The following is a 16,226-nucleotide window of genomic DNA, read 5'->3' as shown; positions in this document are numbered from 1 at the left end:
CCTCAGATCTCGTCGATGGCCGTGCTGGCCGGCGCGTTCTTTTCCGCGTCGATGGCGTAGCGGTCTCGCGTCCGCACGTAAAAGCTGGCGCCAAACCGGCCCACCGGAAAGTAATCCTGCAGGCGCACGCGCCACGTCTCCGTGTCGATCAGGCCATCGCGCGCATGCAGCCAGCGCACCTGGCCGATGAAGATCTGGCGGCTGGCGGTCTCCATGGTCTCGAACAACGTGCATTCGAAGGCGACGGGCGCCTGAACGATACGCGGCGGCGCGACGCGGTGGCTGGGCGCGGCGTCCAGGCCCGCGTGCGCCAGTTCGCTGACATCGGAGGGCAGGCGGTCGCCGCAGCGGTGCATCTTTTCGGCCATGGCTTCGTCGGTCAGGTGAACGACGAACTCGCGGTCGCGCGCGATGTTGACCGCGGTGTCCTTCAGCCCGCCGTCTTCCAGGCGGTTGATGCTGACCATCACGATGGGCGGGTCCTCGCCCAGCATGTTGAACATGCTGAACGGCGCGGCGTTGACCACGCCGGTCTCGGACAGCGTCGTGATCAGCGCGATCGGACGGGGCACGATCAGGCTGGCCATCAGCTTGTAGCGCTGATATTCGGTGATAGCGTCGAAGTCGATTTCCATGTCAGGCCAGTCCCAGCATCTGGGCAAGGGTTTGCGCGGGCTGCGGGCGCTCAAGGCTGATGCGCCGCTCCAGGTCCGCCAGGTGGTTGTCGTTGGTCCGCACGGCTTCGGCTACGTCGCCGCGCTCCATCATGTCCACGATCAGCACGTGCTCGCCGTGTTCGCAGGCGGCGTTGCCGGGCGGCTCGTACAGCGCCACGATGAGCGAGCAGCGCGAGACCAGCTCGGCCAGGTAGCCGTGCAGGATCGTGTTGCCGGACAGTTCGCCCAGCCGCACGTGAAACGCGCTGGCCTGCCGTGCCCAGGCCGGTTGCCCGGCGCGGTGCAGCAGCGCATGCTCGTCACGCAACTGCTTGCGCAGCGAGGCGTAGTCGGCGCGCGTGGCGCGGGCCGCGGCCAACGGCAGCAAGGCCGCCTCCAGCGCGCGGCGCGCCTGGAAGATCTGGCGGGTGTCCTCGGGCGTGGGTTCGGCCACCACCGCGCCGCGGTTGTGGTGCAGGTCCACGACGTGCTCGTGCGCCAGCCGCTGCAACGCCTTGCGCGCCACCGATCGCGATACGCCGAACAGCTCGCAGATCGCGGCCTCGGGCAGCTTGGTGCCAGGCGTCAGGCGCTGGCTCATCACGCTTTCGTAGACCGCTTCGCAGATGCGGCGTTCCATGTCGGCGTCGGGCAGGACGTCATCGTCCGCGGCGGGCTTGGGGGGCTTGGACCGCGCGGCGGCGGCGCGGCGGGATTGGGTTGGACTTGGCACTGCGGCTCCTAAACGATCACACCCGGCGGCAAGCCGTCCACATGCCGGCAGATCTCGCCTGGCGTGGTGAACCAGATCTCGCCGCGGTCACGGGCGGCGGCCAGTGGCGCCAGCGCGCGCCGCAGGTGACGCAACCGGTATGGCTGGCCGACGATGTAGGGATGCAGCGCAATGCCCATGACCAGCGGCTGGCGCACCGCCTGCGCGCGCATCTCCTCGAACTGGTCAAGGATCATATCGGCAAAATCGCGCGCGTCCATCTTGCGGCCCATGATCATCGGAATGTCGTTGAGCTCCTGCGGATACGGAATGGCCCACAGGTCGCCCGCGCGGGTGCGCATACGCATGGGCTGGTCGTCGTGGCACCAGTTCAGGGTGTAGCGGTAGCCCGCCTCGGCCAGCAGGTCGGGCGTGGCGTGGCTTTCCGAAATCCACGGCGACAGCCAACCCGCCGGCTCGCTGCCCGCGTGCCGCAGGATGCGATCGCGGCAGTGCGCGAGCAGCGCGCGTTCCTCGGCCTCGGGCATTCCGCCCTGCCGGTGCGCGTTGCTGTAGCCGTGTCCGATGAGCTCGTCGCCGCGCGCCAGGAAGGCATCCACCAGATCGGGGCAATGCTCGTACAGCGCGGTGTTGATCAGCACGCCGGCCGGCAGGCGCAGCTCGTCGAAGAGTTCCAGGCAGCGCCACGCGCCCACGCGGTTGCCGTATTCGCGCCAGGCGTAGTTCAAGACGTCCGGATGGGGCGACGCTGGGCCAAGTTCCGCGCCCAGTCCTTCTCCGAACGCAAAGTGCTCGATGTTGAAGCCCAGGTACACGGCCAGGCGCGCGCCGTTCGGCCACGAATAGTCGGCGCGGCCCGCGATGGCGCGGTACGGGAACCGGCCGTGGCAGGCCAGCGGTTGCGGCGTCCAGGCGGCGTTGCCGTCGCGCCCCGGTTTAGTGCTTGGAAGCGAGGATGGATTCATTTTGGTGCAAATCCTGAAGCATGATTGTGAACAAAATCGCTGCGGTTTTGGCGACAAAATCCTGACATCGGTGTGCACATATCCCGTCTGCACTGCCCGCGCCCAGCGGCGGCGGGGCGAAAGCGGCGAGCAGTGATGAACGCGGATCAGGTGGCATGGATCTTGCATAAGGGAACGAAGCAGCACTTAACCCCATGCAAGATTCATTCCACTTTTTCAGGAGTGTCCCGATGACCCCGACCCGTCGTTCCTTCATGCGCCACGCGGCCGCCGCCGCGCTTTTCGCCGCGGGCCTTGCCTCGCAGCCGGCGCGGGCAGCGGACCCGATCAAGATCGGTCTGATCACCGCGCTGTCCGGGGAGTCGGCGCGCGCCGGCGAAGCGCTGACGCGCGGCATCACCATCGCCATTGACGAGATCAACGCGCGCGGCGGCTTGTTGGACGGCCGCCAGGTCGTGCTGGTGCGCCGCGACGACGAAGGCAATCCTGCCAAGGGCATGGCCGCCGCGCGCGAGCTGATCTACAAGGAAAAGGTCGCCGTGCTGTTCGGCGGCCTGGACACGCCGGTCTCGATGGCCATCGTTCCCATCGTGAACCAGGAGAAGGTGCCGTTCATGGGACCGTGGGCCGCGGGCACCGCCATCACGCAGAACAAGGGCAATCCCAACTTCGTGTTCCGCGTGTCGGCGATGGACGAGATCGTCGACAGCGCGATGGTTCAGTACGCGCAGAAGACGTTCCAAAGCGCCAAGCCCGGCATGATCCTGGTGAACAACCCCTGGGGCGAATCCAACGAGAAAGGCCTGAACGCCGCGCTGGCGACCGCCAAGATCACGCCCGCCGGCGTCGAAAAATTCCAGCCCAACGATCTGGACATCGTGCCGCAACTGAGCCGCCTGAAGGCCGCCGGCGCCGACACGCTGTTCCTGGTCGGCAACGTGGGTCCGTCCGCGCAGGTGGTGAAGTCGCTGGACCGCATGGGTTGGAAGGTGCCGATTGTGTCGCACTGGGGCCCGGCCGGCGGCCGCTTCACGGAACTGGCCGGTCCCAACGCCAAGAACGTGCACTTCGTGCAGACCTACAGCTTCTTCGGCAAGCAGGGTCCGGTGGGCGACAAGGTGATGCAGGCGCTCAAGACCAAGTATTCCGACATCAAGGGTCCGCAGGACATCACGCCGGCCGTGGGCGTGGCCAACGCGTACGACGGTATGCAGCTTGCCGCGCTGGCCATCGCGCAGGCCGGCTCGACCGATGGCGACGCGGTGCGCCAGGGCTTCTACAAGATCGGCAAGTACGAAGGCCTGATCAAGACGTATGAGCAGCCCTTCACGCCGACCTCGCACGATGCGCTGCGTGAGGACGACTACGTGTGGACGCAGTTCATCGACAACCGCATCCTGCCCGTCAAGGGCGTGCAGTAAAGCGGCCAGACGCCGCGGGAGACGCGCATGTTGTTGATGTCCGCCATCGTCAGTGGCCTGGGACTGGGAAGCATGTATGGGCTGATGGCCCTGGGCTTTTACCTGACCTATGCCGTGTCCGGCACAGTGAACTTCGCCCAGGGCAGTTCCATGATGCTGGGCGCCGTGCTGACCTACACCTTCGCCCAGACGCTGGGCTGGCCGCTGGCCGTGGCGCTGCTGTTTGCGCTGGCGCTCTGCGCGCTGTACGGCCTGGTCGTGGAGCGGCTGGCGGTGCGGCCGTTTGCCAGCCGCGGCTCCAATGCGTGGCTCATGTCCACGGTGGCACTGGGCATCGTGCTGGACAACGTGGTCATGTTCACGTTCGGCAAGGAGCCGCGCAGCCTGCCCTCTCCGCTGGCGCAATCGCCGCTGGAGATCGGCGGGCTGGGCCTGGGCATCTATCCGCTGCAACTGCTGATCCCGGTGGTGGGTCTGGCGCTGGCGGCTGCACTGCACACCTTGTCGCGCCGCACGCGCTGGGGCGTGGCGCTGCTGGCCGTGGTGCAGAACCCGAACGCCGCGCGGCTGATGGGCATTCCCGTGCGCCACGCCATCATGGCCGCCTTCGCGGTGTCCACGCTGTTCGCGGGCGTGGCCGGCGCGCTGGTCGCGCCGCTCTTTAACGTGCAGGCGGACATGGGAACGCTGTTCGGTTTGAAGGCCTATGTGGTCGCCATCCTGGGCGGCATCACCAGCGCATGGGGCGTGATGATCGCGGGCTTGCTGTTTGGCGTGGTCGAAGCGCTGATCACCGTGGCGCTGGGCTCCGGGTATACGCAGATCATCAGCTTCACGCTGGTGATCGTCATGTTGGCCGTGCTGCCCAATGGCCTGTTCGGGCGCGCCGATGTGAGGAAGGTCTGATGAACAAGCAATCCGCAATGCGCTGGCTGTCGCCGGCGCTGTATGCCCTGCTGGCCGTGGCGGCGCTGATACTGGCCGCCACCGTCAACGGCTACTACGTTTTCGTGCTGGGCAATGTGGCGCTGCTGGCGCTGGCCGGCATCGGCCTGAACGTGCTGCTGGGTCTGACCGGCCAGATGTCGTTCGGCCACGCGGGCTTTTATGCCATCGGCGCGTACACCGTCGCGATCCTGACCGGCCAGGCCGAATGGAGCTTCTGGCTGGCGTGGCCGGCCGCCGCGCTTGTGTGTGGCGCGTTCGGCCTGCTGCTCGCCGTGCCCGCGCTGCGCGTGAAAGGCCCGTATCTGGCGATGATCACCATCGCCTTCGGCTTCATCGTGGAACACGCGCTGATCGAAGGCGGCTCGGTCACGGGCGGGCAGAACGGCCTGATGGGCATTGTGCAGCCGGCCCTCGGCAGCCTGGGCGGCGACCGCGGCGTGGCCATGCTTGCCATCGTGGCGGTGTTTGCCGCGCTGATCGGCTATGCGCTGCTGTCGCGCGGCGCGTGGGGCGCGGCCATGCGCGCGGTCAAGGACAGCGAGACAGCCAGCGAATCCATCGGCATCAATCCGCTGGTGGTCAAAGCGGTGGCCTTCATGGTGTCGGCCGCGGTGGTCGGCCTGGCGGGCGGGCTGTATGCGCCGCTCACGGGCATGATCACGCCGCACAATTTCAACTTCATGCAGTCCATCCTGTTCGTGCTAGCGGTGACCATCGGCGGAGCGGGCTCGCTGGCAGGCCCGCTGCTGGGCGCGGTGGTGGTGGGTCTGCTGCCCGAAGTGCTGTCCAGCCTGGAGGAATACCGCCTGCTGTTCTTCGGCGCCTTCCTGCTGGTGGTGTTGTGGGCCGCGCCCGAAGGCGCCGCTGGGCTGCTGGCGCGCTGGCGGCGGCGCGCGCAGACGCAAGGGCTTGCGCCGCGCCACGGCGCGTTGCCTGCGACCGCGCGCGCGCGCCGCACGCTGCAGGCCGACGCGCTCACGATGACCTTCGGCGGCGTACGCGCCGTGCAAGCCGTGTCGTTCACGGTGCCGCCCGGTGCGGTGACGGCGCTGATCGGCCCCAACGGCGCGGGCAAGTCCACCGTCATCAACATGCTGAGCGGCTATTACCAGCCGACCAGCGGCCGCGTGGCGCTGGGCGATGCGCCGCTGGCCGCGCTGCCCGCGCATCGCGTGGCGCGCAGCGGCATTGCACGCACCTACCAGACCTCGCAGCTCTTCGACACGCTGAGCGTCGAAGACAACGTCGCGCTGGGCATGCTGCGCGGACGGTTGGGCGGGCTGCTGGCGTCGCGCCGCTACCTGGCGCCCGACGTGCGCGAACGCGCACGCGCCCTGCTCGCGTTCTGCGGCTACGAAGGCGCGCTGGACATTCCCGCGGCGGACCTGCCGCACGTGGACCGGCGGCTGGTGGAGATTGCGCGCGCGCTGGCCACCGATGCCGACGTGCTGCTGATGGACGAGCCCGCAGCGGGCCTGTCGCGCGAGGACAAGACGCGGCTTGCCGGGCTGCTGCGACGCATTGCCGAGGCGGGCGCGGGCGTGCTGCTGGTCGAGCACGACATGACGCTGGTGATGGGCGTGTCCGACCACATCGTGGCGATCGACGCCGGACGCGAACTGGCGCAGGGCAGCGTCGCCGAGATCCAGCAATCGCCTGAAGTGCGGCAGGCCTACCTGGGCGACGAGGCCGCGCGCCGGGCGCCCGCCGCGCGGCGCAGGCCGGCGGGCGAGGCGCTGCCGCCCGAGGTGCTGGGCGTAGGCAATCTGACAACCGGCTACGGCGCCAATCCCGTGCTGCACGGCATCGACCTGCAGGTCCGGCAAGGCGAGATGGTGGCGCTGTTGGGCGCGAACGGCGCGGGCAAGTCCACGCTGATGCGCACGCTGGCCGGCCTGCACCGGCCCGCGCAAGGCGGCATGCACCTGCAGGGTCAGGAGCTGCACGGTCTGGCCGCTGATCGCATTGTGGCGCGCGGCCTGGTGCTGGTGCCGGAAGGACGTCAGGTGTTTCCGGGGCTGAGCGTACTCGACAACATCCGCCTGGGCGCCTTCCTGCATCCGCAGGATCGCGAGGCGCGTGTCGAGGAAATGCTGACCCGCTTTCCGCGGCTGCGCGAACGGCTGCACCAGCGCGCGGGGTTGCTGTCGGGTGGTGAACAACAGATGCTGGCGATCGCGCGCGGCCTGATGGCCAAGCCCGTGATCCTGCTGCTGGACGAGCCGTCGCTGGGCCTGGCTCCCAAGATCATCGACGAGTTGTTCGACGCGCTGGACCGGCTGCGCAAGGAGTCGATGACCATCCTGCTGGTGGACCAGATGGCGGCGCTGGCGCTGTCCCTGGCCGATCGCGCGTACGTGCTGGAATCCGGCCGGGTCGCCGCGCACGGCGCCGCGGAAGACATTGCCAAGGACGGCGCGCTGGCGCGCGCTTATCTCGGGGCATAGCGGACCCGGAGAACCTGGGCGGCCGCCTGGAAATGTGGCCGCCGAAAGGGTCTAAAGGGTCTGAAGGGCCGGAAGGGCCGAAGGCGGCCCCGCGTGAACATCACGCGGCGTCCGCCTCCAGCCGCGCACCCGCGCGCACAATGCCGCAACGCTTGTGTGCGCGCATCACCACGCCGACTTCGCTGTTCAGCACGCCGTCCAACTCGCCCAGACGCCGCGTCACCACGTCCCACAGATGCAGGCTGTCGCGGCACAGCACGTGCCAGAAAAGCTGCGAAGCGCCGCTGGTGCCGAACAGGCAGCGGGTATTGGGGTCCAGCGCCAGATGCGCGGCCAGCGCGTCCACCGTTTGCGGACGCACCTGCACCGAGATCACCGCTTCCACCGGAAAGCCGACCAGCGCCGGCTCGACTTCCACGCGAAAGCTCAGCGCGCGGCGCTCCACCAGGTTCTGCAGCAGGCGATGCGCGGTGGGCTCGCTGACGCCGGATCGTTCGGCCAGCTCCGCCAGGCTGGCGCGGCCATCGCGCATCAGGTGCGACACCATGCGCTGCTCGGGATCGGTCAGCGCGGCTGGCGGGGACAGCAGCGGCGCGTCCGCATCGCCTTCAGACGCCGGTTGAATGCGCCACTGACCCGCGCGCCGGAACGGCCGAAGCACCAGCCGCGCCTCCACGTGCTCCACCCCATCGATGGACGGCAGCACGTGGGTCACCACGTCCGGCATATCGGCCGCGTCGGCCAGCGTCAGCTCGGCCATCAGATCGGCGGAACCGGCCAGCGTCACCACGAGCTGGCTGATGTCCAGCTTCGCGAGTTGGTCGGCCACGTCCGGCACCCGGCCAGACCGGCAGCGCACCCAGGCGTGCAGCACCACGCCGCGGCCGGTGGCCAGCGGGTCCGGTTCCGCGATGACGCGCAGCGCGTCCGCGTCCATCAGGCGCTTGATGCGCCGCGCGACGGTTCGCTCGGCGATGCCGGTCGCCGCGCCCAGCTCGCGCCAGGACGCGCGAGGCTGCGCCTGCAGCGCGACGAGGCACGCGAGATCCGTGTCGTCCAACGCGGCGCTTAGGGAATTACCCTTACTTGACGTGACCATATCCATTAATCTAACGTTCGCGCATTGATAAAAACACAAAATTTACTGGTCTATTTGACCAAAAACCAAAACACAATTTGAGGACGTCATGAGCAGCACATCCGCAACCTTGCGCGCGGCGCAAGGCGCAAGCGCCCCGCCCGTTTCGCGCGGCCGCACGATTCTGGCCGGTAGTGTAGGCAATGCGGTGGAATGGTTCGATTGGACCATCTACGCGTCGTTCGCCATTTTCTTTTCCAGCCAGTTCTTCCCGCCCGGCAACGAAACCACTGCCCTGCTTGCGACGTTCGGCATCTTCGCGGTGGGCTTCTTCATGCGTCCGGTGGGCGGATGGGTGCTCGGCATCTTCTCCGACCGCTACGGCCGCAAGGCCGCGCTGGGCCTGACGATCCTGATGATGGCGGGCGGCTCGCTCATCATCGCCATCACGCCGACCTACGCCACCATCGGCATCGCTGCGCCGCTGCTGCTGACCGCCGCGCGCCTGCTGCAAGGCCTGTCGCTGGGCGGAGAGTATGCCTCGGCCACGACCTTCCTGGCGGAAATGGCGCCGCCGAACAAGCGCGGCTTCTATTCCAGCTTCGTCTTCTTCAGCGCCGCGGTCGGCATCCTGGCCGCCTCGGCCGTGGGCTGGATCCTGACCACCGTTCTCACCAAGGCCGACATGGCCGAGTGGGGCTGGCGCATCCCGTTCATGCTGGGCGCGCTGGGCGGCCTGGCCGGCATGTGGATCCGCCGCGCCATCCCGGAAACCGAAGCCTTCTCGCACGCCAAGAAGGCCGGCGTCGAAAAGCAGCCGCTGCGCACGCTGCTGCGCGACCATCCGCGCGAAGTGCTGCGCATCGTCGGCTTCTCGGTCCTGACCACGTTCGCGTTCTACATCTTCGTGGCCTACGTGCCCACCTACGCCATCCGGCAGGTTGGCGCCGACCCCAAGACCGCGTTTGCGGCCAACACCGTCGCGCTGATCGTATTCATGCTGGTGCAGCCGCTGTTCGGGATGCTGTCCGACCGCATCGGCCGCAAGCCCCAACTGATCTTCTTTGCCGCCGGTTACCTGATCTTCTTCTATCCGGTCATGACCACGCTCGGGCCGTCATTCGGTTCGATCCTGGCCGTCGAACTGTTCGGTTTGGTGCTCTACGCGATGTACACCGCGATCGCCCCGGCCATCATGTCCGAGCAGTTTCCCACCAGCGTGCGCGCCGTCGGCATCGGCACGCCGTACAACCTGGTCGTCGCGCTGCTGGGCGGCACCACGCCCTACCTGCTGACCTGGCTGCAAAGCAAGGGCATGGAGAGCTGGTTCTTCTATTACGTGCTGGCCGGCGCCGTGATCACGCTGATCACCTTCATCCGCATGCCTGAGACGAAAGGCCAGGTCCTGAAATAGACCAGCCCCGGTAGGCCATCCCACCCAGCCATCCCGATCAGATCGCTTTCCGGTCCCGCCGAGGACCGGAAGGCTTTTTCCATTTCGACGAGACACATGCCCGCCCAAGACACCACTCTGCATTTCCAGGACGCCCGCCAGCTTGCCCGCGCCATCCGCGAGCGCAAGCTCCGGTCGCGCGACCTTACCCTGCATTTCCTCGACCGCATCGAGCGCGGCGCCGCACTGGCCGCCTACAGCGTGGTCACGGCCGAGCGCGCGCTGGCGCAGGCTGAGGCGGCAGACCGTTTGCTGGACGCCGGCATCACGCTGGGCCCGCTGCATGGCGTGCCGGTCGCGGTGAAGGACAGCGTGCAGTGGGAAGGCACGCCGTGCACCGGCGGCTCGCAGGCTCGCGCCGGCGTCGTCAGCACAGAAACCGCCGCGGCAACGCGCGGGCTGGCGGCGCAAGGCATGGTGATCCTGGGCAAGACGCGCATGACGGAGTTCGCGTTCGGACTGTCGGGGAAGAACCCGACGCAGGGCACCGCCCGCAATCCGTGGGACGCAACGGTGGCGCGCGCGCCGGGCGGCTCGTCCAGCGGCGCGGGCGTCGCGGTCGCGGCCGGTCTGGCGCCGCTGGCGCTGGGCGGTGACACCGGCGGCTCGGTGCGCGCGCCGGCGGCGTTGAATGGCGTGGTCGGCTACAAGCCGTCCTCCGGCCTTATCAGCCGCGCGGGCTGCCTGCCGCTGTCGGACACGTTGGACGTGCTGGGCCCGATTGCGCGCAGCGTTGGCGACGCCCGTCTCCTGACCCAACTGCTGGCCGCCCCGGACGTCGATGACGGCGCCACGCTGGCGCTGCCGGCCGCCCGCTTCACCAGCCTGCGTCACACCGCCGCGCGCCAGCCGGGCGCCGTCGCCGTACTGGCGCCGCAGGCCTGGCCGGCCCCGCTGACCGACGAGGCGCTGCAAACCTGGCACGCGGCGCAGGGACGCCTGGCCGAGGCTGGCTTCACGCCCACCGCCTGGCACCCGCCCGCCTCGCTGTCGTTTGCGCGCATGGCGGAAGACAACTCGCTGGTGCTGGCGTACGAGGCCTTCCGCTATTTCGGCGCTTTGGCCGAAGACGCCTCGCAACCGTTGTGGGACGTGGTGCGCGCGCGCATCGCCGCTGGCGGCCGGATCACGCAGGCCAGCTACGAGGCCGCGCTGCTGCGCCGCCAGGCCGACATGGCGGCTTTCGACAGCGCCATGCAGGGCGTGGACGCACTGCTCATGCCCGCCATCGATCAGGCCGCCCAGGCGCTGGACCCGCAGGACACGCGCCACGCCGGCCTGGGCAAGCTGCTGCGCCCGGCCAACTTCCTCGGCGCGGCGGCGATTGCGCTGCCGGCGGGGCTTGATGCCGGCGGCATGCCCTGCGCCGTGCAACTGCTGGCGCCCGCTGGCGCTGACGCGGGGCTGCTGGACTGCGCGGCGGCACTGGAAACCGTGCTGTCTCCCACGCCCCTGCATCCGGATCTGTCGGCCTGGGGACTTTGACGCCGCGCGCAGCCACGGCAGAAATCCGGCCCGGCCGGCGCGCCCGTGAATCAAGAACGCCGTTCATCGGCGGCACAAAACAAGAACGCCGTCCAGCGGCGGCTCCAAAAAAAAGCGCCCGATCGGGCGCTTTTCGTTATCTGCAACGCAGATCTTCGATCGCGTCAGGCGGACTTCTTCAGTTCCTGGACCTTGTCCGTGGCTTCCCACGAGAACTCGGGCTCGGAGCGGCCGAAGTGGCCGTAGGCGGCGGTCTTGGTGTAGATCGGGCGCAGCAGGTCCAGCATGTTCACGATGCCCTTCGGACGCAGGTCGAAGTGCTCGCGCACCAGCTTGGCGATCTGGTCGTCGGGGATGACGCCGGTGCCTTCCGTGTAGACGGTGATGTTGATGGGTTCGGCCACGCCGATGGCGTAGCTGACCTGCACCTGGCACTGGCGCGCCAGACCGGCGGCCACGATGTTCTTGGCCACGTAACGGGCGGCGTAGGCGGCCGAACGGTCGACCTTGGACGGATCCTTGCCCGAGAACGCGCCGCCGCCGTGCGGGCAAGCGCCGCCGTAGGTGTCGACGATGATCTTGCGGCCGGTCAGGCCGCAATCGCCTTGCGGGCCGCCGATGACGAAGCGGCCGGTCGGGTTGACCAGGAACTTGGTCTTGGGCGTGATCAGGCCTTCAGGGAAGCTGGGCTTGATGATGTCTTCGATGACCGCTTCGCGGATGGTCTCTTGCGAGACATCCGGCGCGTGCTGGGTCGACAGCACCACGGTGTCGACTTCGGCGGGACGGCCGTCGACGTAGCGGAACGTGACCTGCGACTTGGCGTCCGGACGCAGCCAGCCCAGGCGGCCGTCCTTGCGCAATTCGCTCTGGCGCTGCACCAGGCGGTGCGCGTACCAGATCGGGGCAGGCATCAGGTCGGGGGTTTCGTCGCAGGCGTAGCCGAACATCAGGCCTTGGTCGCCGGCGCCCTGGTTCAGGTAGTCTTCCGAGCTGCGGTCCACGCCCTGCGCGATGTCGGGCGACTGCTTGTCGTAGGCGACGAGCACCGCGCAACCCTTGTAGTCGATGCCGTATTCGGTGTTGTCGTAGCCGATGCGGCGGATCGTGTCGCGCGCGACCTGGATGTAATCGACGTTGGCGGTGGTGGTGATTTCGCCAGCCAGCACGACGAGACCGGTGTTGCACAGCGTTTCGGCTGCGACACGCGCGTTCGGGTCTTGCGTGAAGATGGCGTCGAGGATCGAATCGGAGATCTGATCGGCGACCTTGTCGGGGTGCCCTTCGGAGACGGATTCGGAAGTGAAGAGAAAATCGTTGTTGGCCACAGATGCGTCCTTAGTGTCCGGTCTTGCCGGCGCATAGGTTCTCGAGGCGCGTTGCACCCCGGTCTGCAATGCAATGCCAACTGGGCGCGACGCTTTAGCGGATTTGGCGCAGGCTGCGCGAAGCGCGAGTACCCTTGCCGTCGCCCCGCAAGTTGTCGGTTAACTCGGCGACTGGGCGCATTTTAAGCGAAAATGCCGTTCTTATGCTTGTTGCCGGGGTGTATCCATATGCCTCGATCAGCAGTAATACCCTGCCCGATTTCAACCTTTTGACGCATGTTGCTGCCTCTGTTCCGACTTTTTGCCGCCCTGCCGCTCCCCGTCGCGCATGCGATCGGACGGTTCGCGGGACGCGCCATCTACGCCTTGCCGGGCAAGTACCGGCGGCGCCTGCAGGCCAATGCGGCGCAGGCGGGCTACCCCGGCGCGGCGTTCGCCCGGCGCGCGGCGGCTGAAGCCGGCGCGATGATTCTCGAGAATCCCCGCGTCTGGTTCCGCAACCAGGAGAGCCTGGCGCAGGTGGTCTCCGACGATGACGACGTGGTCGCCGCCGCCCGCGCCGAGAACCGCGGCATCCTGTTTCTGACGCCGCACCTGGGCTGCTTTGAGATCACCGCGCGCTACCTCGCCCGCCAGATGCCCATGACGGTGATGTTCCGCCCCCCGCGCAAGGAAGCGCTGGCGCCCTTGCTGGAAACGGCGCGCAACAGCTCGGCCGTCAATGCGGTGCCCGCCAACATGCAGGGTGTGCGGGAGTTCGTGCGCGCGCTGCGCCGCGGCGAATCCGTCGGCATGCTGCCCGACCAGGCGCCCAGCGTGGGCGACGGCGTGTGGGTGCCGTTCTTCGGGCGCCTGGCCTACACCATGACGCTGCCCGGCAAGCTTGCATCGCAGACCAACGTCCCCATCATCCTTACGGCCGGCGAACGCCTGCCCAAGGGCCGAGGCTGGCGCATCCACTACGTGCGCGTGCCCGAGCCGCTGCCCGCCGAGCCCGAGGCCCAGGCCGCCCTCATCAACGCCGCGATGGAAACGCTGATCCGCCGCTGCCCCGACCAGTACCTCTGGAGCTACAACCGCTACAAGACTCCGCGCGGCGCCACCCCGGCGCCCGACGCTGAACCGGCGCCCCCGACCGCTTGAACCCTGGCTCATCCCGCCGTCCGGTCTCCATCCACATCCATGAACGATAGAAAAACGCGCACGCTGGTTACCCTGCTGAAATGGTTCGGCCGCATCAAGCCGTCGACGCGCCTGCGCATCGGCGCGGTGTTGGGCTGGCTGGCGCCGCGGCTGGCCAAGTCGCGCGCGCGCATCGTCCGCCGCAACCTGGAACTGAGCTTTCCCGACCAGCCCGAGGCCGTGCGTGAACAGTGGGTGGCCGATCACTTCCGCGCGCTGGCGCAATCCATCGTCGACCGCGGCGTGCTGTGGTACGGCACGCCCGAGGCCATCAAAGAGATGGTCACGCAGACCGGCGCCGACCGCATCAACGCGCTGACGGCCGAGGGCCGCTCGGTCATCCTGCTTGCGCCCCATTTCATCGCGCTGGACGCCGCCGCCACCCGCCTGACCATGGAAGTGCCCAGCGCGGCCACCATGTACACGCCGCAAAGCGACCCGCATATCGACGCCGTCGTGGCCGCCGGGCGGGCGCGCTTCAACGAAGTCTTCCTGGTCAGCCGCAAGGATGGCGTGCGCGACCTGATCCGGCACCTGCGCGCCCCGCGCCCGGTTTACTACCTGCCCGACATGGACTTCGGCCGCCAGGGCTCGGTCTTCGTGCCGTTCTTCGGCGTGCCGGCCGCCACGCTGGTCGCGACAGCCCAGCTCGCCCAGAAATGGAACGCCGCCGTGCTGCCGATCGTGGGATTCTGGAATCCTGACACCGGCAAATACCACGTCGACGTGCTCCCGCCACTCGAAGACTTTCCGGGCGACGACACGCTGGAAGCGGCCACCGCCCGCCTGAACCGCGAACTCGAAACCTGGGTGCGCCGCTGCCCCAGCCAGTATTACTGGGTGCACCGCCGCTTCAAGACACGCCCCGAAGGCGAAGCCAAGCTGTACTGAACCGCGGCGCGCACTCGCCGCACCGCGAGAATGGGGGATAATCCGCAGATGAACTGGAACTTCACCAAAATGCACGGCGCGGGCAACGATTTCGTTGTGCTCGACGGGGTCCGCCAGACCATCGAGATGACGCCCGAACGCGCGCGCGCCCTCGGCGACCGCCACTTCGGCGTCGGCGCCGACCAGATCCTGCTGGTCGAACGCGCCACGCGGCCGGACGCCGACTTCCGCTACCGCATTTTCAATTCCGACGGATCCGAGGTCGAACACTGCGGCAATGGCGCCCGCTGCTTCGTGCGCTTCGTGCACGAGCAAGGCCTGTCCGACCGCAATCCGCTTCGCGCCGAGATCGCCACCGGCATCCTCGTCCTGGACGAAGGCGACGACGAGCAGGTCACAGTGGAAATGGGCAGCACCCGCTTTGATCCGGCCGCGCTGCCCTTCGACACTACCGGCCTGCCTTCCGTCACGCAGGGCCAGGACACCCTCTGGGAACTGGACCTCGACGCCCCCGCCGGATTTCCCCGCACGGTCACTCTGTCCGCCGTCGCCATCAGCAACCCGCACGCCGTGCAGGTCGTCGACAACGTCGACACCGCGCCCGTCGCCGTGCTGGGTCCGCTGATCGAAACCCATCCGCGCTTTGCGCGCCGCGTCAACGCCGGCTTCATGCAGGTTGTCGACCGCAACAACATCCGCCTGCGCGTCTTCGAGCGCGGTGTCGGCGAAACGCTGGCCTGCGGCACGGGCGCCTGCGCCGCCGTCGCGGCCGGCATCCGCCGCGGCCTGCTCGATTCGCCTGTGCGCGTACAAGCGCTCGGCGGCGTGCTGACCGTCGCCTGGAACGGCGAACAACTCCGCATGACCGGCCCGGCCGAATCCGTCTTCACGGGCCAGGTCGACATCGACAAGCTCGTCTTTTCCATGGCGCTGAACCGATAACTCTATGACCGATACCGCTTTCACCGCCCAGGACATCGCAACCTTCCTGCAAGAGAACCCCGGCTTCTTCGACGAACACGCCGAAGTCTTCGCCACCCTGCAGGTGCCGCATCCGCACGGTTCGCGCGCCATCTCGCTGGGCGAACGCCAGATCCTCACGCTGCGCGAGCGCACCCGCGAACTCGAATGGCGCCTGAACGAACTGGTCCGCAACGCCACCGCCAACGAGACCATCGGTTCGCACGTGGCCAAGTGGTGCTGCCGCCTGCTGTCCGAATGCGATCCTCAGCTGGTGCCCGGCGAAATCGCGCTGGGCCTGGCCGAACAATTCGAACTGAACCACGTGGCGCTGCGCCTGTGGAACCTGTCTGACCTGCCCGATCACGGCTACGGCGAGCCCGTATCCGATGACGTGCGCACCTTCACCGACAGCCTGAAAACGCCGTATGTCGGCGCCGACACCGCCTTCGAAGCGGTGGCGTGGCTGGACGCCAAGCCCAAGTCGCTGGCGCTGGTTCCCTTGCGCCTTGAAGCCGACGGCGCGGCCGTGGGCCTGCTGGTGCTCGGTTCAGACGACCCGGAACGCTTCACCCCTGAAATGGGCACGACGTTCCTGGAATCCGTCGGCCAGCTTGCATCGGCCGCGTTGCACCGGCTGAATCCGGCCTCGCCCAAGGCGTAAGGCTTCCGGGGCGGA

The 16,226-nt window shown here is 68.0% G+C and carries 14 protein-coding genes; 9 read left to right on the top strand and 5 right to left on the bottom strand.

Translation table 11 applies throughout. The annotated features are described in order from the left end of the window. Window positions 1-2: 2 nt before the first annotated feature. The 3 genes from B3098_RS04145 to B3098_RS04135 are packed head-to-tail and all read right to left on the bottom strand — an operon-like array spanning window position 3 to window position 2,354. Window positions 3-635, bottom strand: coding sequence for a flavin reductase family protein (locus B3098_RS04145; RefSeq protein ID WP_175124929.1), 633 nt, complete (start codon window positions 633-635; stop codon window positions 3-5). A gap of 1 nt (window position 636) precedes the next feature. Further along, window positions 637-1,389 (bottom strand): GntR family transcriptional regulator, encoded by a 753-nt coding sequence (locus tag B3098_RS04140; RefSeq protein ID WP_175136845.1) that lies wholly within the window; start codon window positions 1,387-1,389, stop codon window positions 637-639. 8 nt (window positions 1,390-1,397) lie between these two features. Further along, the gene (locus tag B3098_RS04135) at window positions 1,398-2,354 is read right to left on the bottom strand and encodes a polysaccharide deacetylase family protein (protein WP_286891932.1); all 957 of its coding nucleotides are present in this window, start codon (window positions 2,352-2,354) and stop codon (window positions 1,398-1,400) included. Between the two features lie 230 nt (window positions 2,355-2,584). On the opposite strand from B3098_RS04135, the gene B3098_RS04130 reads away from it, so the two are divergent. The 3 genes from B3098_RS04130 to B3098_RS04120 are packed head-to-tail and all read left to right on the top strand — an operon-like array spanning window position 2,585 to window position 7,170. Beyond that, on the top strand, window positions 2,585-3,775 hold the full coding sequence (locus tag B3098_RS04130) for an ABC transporter substrate-binding protein (protein WP_286891930.1): 1,191 nt from the start codon (window positions 2,585-2,587) through the stop codon (window positions 3,773-3,775). A 27-nt stretch (window positions 3,776-3,802) separates the two neighbouring features. Next, on the top strand, window positions 3,803-4,681 hold the full coding sequence (locus B3098_RS04125) for a branched-chain amino acid ABC transporter permease (RefSeq protein ID WP_175124925.1): 879 nt from the start codon (window positions 3,803-3,805) through the stop codon (window positions 4,679-4,681). Beyond that, window positions 4,681-7,170: a branched-chain amino acid ABC transporter ATP-binding protein/permease gene (locus tag B3098_RS04120; RefSeq protein ID WP_286891926.1), complete on the top strand. Its 2,490-nt coding sequence runs from the start codon at window positions 4,681-4,683 to the stop codon at window positions 7,168-7,170. The genes B3098_RS04125 and B3098_RS04120 overlap by 1 nt, the downstream gene beginning before the upstream one ends. Before the next feature lie 100 nt (window positions 7,171-7,270). On the opposite strand, the gene B3098_RS04115 is transcribed toward B3098_RS04120, so the two are convergent. Then, window positions 7,271-8,275 (bottom strand): Lrp/AsnC family transcriptional regulator, encoded by a 1,005-nt coding sequence (locus tag B3098_RS04115; RefSeq protein ID WP_286891925.1) that lies wholly within the window; start codon window positions 8,273-8,275, stop codon window positions 7,271-7,273. A gap of 82 nt (window positions 8,276-8,357) precedes the next feature. On the opposite strand from B3098_RS04115, the gene B3098_RS04110 reads away from it, so the two are divergent. Beyond that, window positions 8,358-9,662 (top strand): MFS transporter, encoded by a 1,305-nt coding sequence (locus tag B3098_RS04110; protein WP_286891923.1) that lies wholly within the window; start codon window positions 8,358-8,360, stop codon window positions 9,660-9,662. Between the two features lie 96 nt (window positions 9,663-9,758). After that, complete coding sequence (locus B3098_RS04105) at window positions 9,759-11,186, top strand: amidase (RefSeq protein WP_286891921.1); 1,428 nt, start codon at window positions 9,759-9,761, stop codon at window positions 11,184-11,186. Window positions 11,187-11,350: 164 nt separating this feature from the next. Here the strand turns inward: B3098_RS04105 and metK are convergent, their stop codons facing one another. Beyond that, window positions 11,351-12,514: a methionine adenosyltransferase gene (gene metK / locus B3098_RS04100; RefSeq protein WP_286891919.1), complete on the bottom strand. Its 1,164-nt coding sequence runs from the start codon at window positions 12,512-12,514 to the stop codon at window positions 11,351-11,353. A 276-nt stretch (window positions 12,515-12,790) separates the two neighbouring features. On the opposite strand from metK, the gene B3098_RS04095 reads away from it, so the two are divergent. From B3098_RS04095 to B3098_RS04080, 4 genes are read left to right on the top strand one after another with little or no spacing between them, the layout of a single operon-like run. Continuing rightward, window positions 12,791-13,657 carry a lysophospholipid acyltransferase family protein gene (locus tag B3098_RS04095; RefSeq protein WP_175124920.1) on the top strand — a complete coding sequence of 289 codons (867 nt, stop codon included), beginning with the start codon at window positions 12,791-12,793 and terminating at the stop codon, window positions 13,655-13,657. Window positions 13,658-13,696: 39 nt separating this feature from the next. Further along, complete coding sequence (locus B3098_RS04090) at window positions 13,697-14,587, top strand: lysophospholipid acyltransferase family protein (protein ID WP_286891917.1); 891 nt, start codon at window positions 13,697-13,699, stop codon at window positions 14,585-14,587. Window positions 14,588-14,617: 30 nt separating this feature from the next. Then, the gene (gene dapF, locus B3098_RS04085; protein WP_286891915.1) at window positions 14,618-15,529 is read left to right on the top strand and encodes a diaminopimelate epimerase; all 912 of its coding nucleotides are present in this window, start codon (window positions 14,618-14,620) and stop codon (window positions 15,527-15,529) included. 4 nt (window positions 15,530-15,533) lie between these two features. Further along, window positions 15,534-16,211 carry a DUF484 family protein gene (locus B3098_RS04080; protein ID WP_175136852.1) on the top strand — a complete coding sequence of 226 codons (678 nt, stop codon included), beginning with the start codon at window positions 15,534-15,536 and terminating at the stop codon, window positions 16,209-16,211. Window positions 16,212-16,226: the final 15 nt, after the last annotated feature.

Source organism: Achromobacter sp. UBA2119, assembly GCF_002331005.1.
In the GTDB taxonomy this organism is placed as follows: Bacteria; Pseudomonadota; Gammaproteobacteria; order Burkholderiales; family Burkholderiaceae_B; genus Achromobacter; species Achromobacter animicus.
Note: the sequence above shows the minus strand (reverse complement) of the source record. Positions and strands in the feature narration are given on the sequence as shown.